Origin of the sequence: Clostridioides sp. GD02404 (assembly GCF_045898275.1) — a bacterium.
Taxonomy (GTDB): Bacteria; Bacillota; Clostridia; order Peptostreptococcales; family Peptostreptococcaceae; genus Clostridioides; species Clostridioides difficile_A.
This window is the reverse complement of record NZ_JBJOCA010000075.1, coordinates 1-432: the sequence shown is the minus strand read 5'-3', so window position 1 is coordinate 432 and position 432 is coordinate 1. Positions and strand designations below refer to the sequence as shown.

The window sequence follows — 432 nt, the reverse complement described above, 5'->3', positions numbered from 1 at the left end:
GTAGATGCGAAGGGGCAGGATGTAGTAGCAGCAGTATCAACTGTGAATGCAACAAATGGAACATTAACAATAGTACTAGATAAAACACCAACAGTAGATCCAGTTGTAGGAGACTTTATAGCAAATAAAGCAATAGATGGAGGACAAGAAACAGAGTTAGCATTAGATAACTTCAAATACGAAAAAGCTACTAAGACAATAACATATACATTTACACCAATAGAACAAACAGATGCAAGTCAAAGTGTAGTAGTAGGAGTTGAATACAAAGGTACGACTAAAAAAGCAGATGCATTTACAGTAGATGCAAAAGATGTAGTAGCAGCAGTGTCAACTGTGAATGCAACAAATGGAACATTAACAATAGTACTAGATAAAACACCAACAGTAGATCCAGTTGTAGGAGATTTTACAGCAAATAAAGCAATAGAT

At 35.2% G+C, this 432-nt stretch carries 1 protein-coding gene; it reads left to right on the top strand.

Annotated elements, in window-relative coordinates; translation table 11 throughout:
- Positions 1-432: hypothetical protein (locus tag Q3287_RS19510; RefSeq protein WP_407964689.1), on the top strand; the 432-nt coding region annotated here is incomplete at both ends.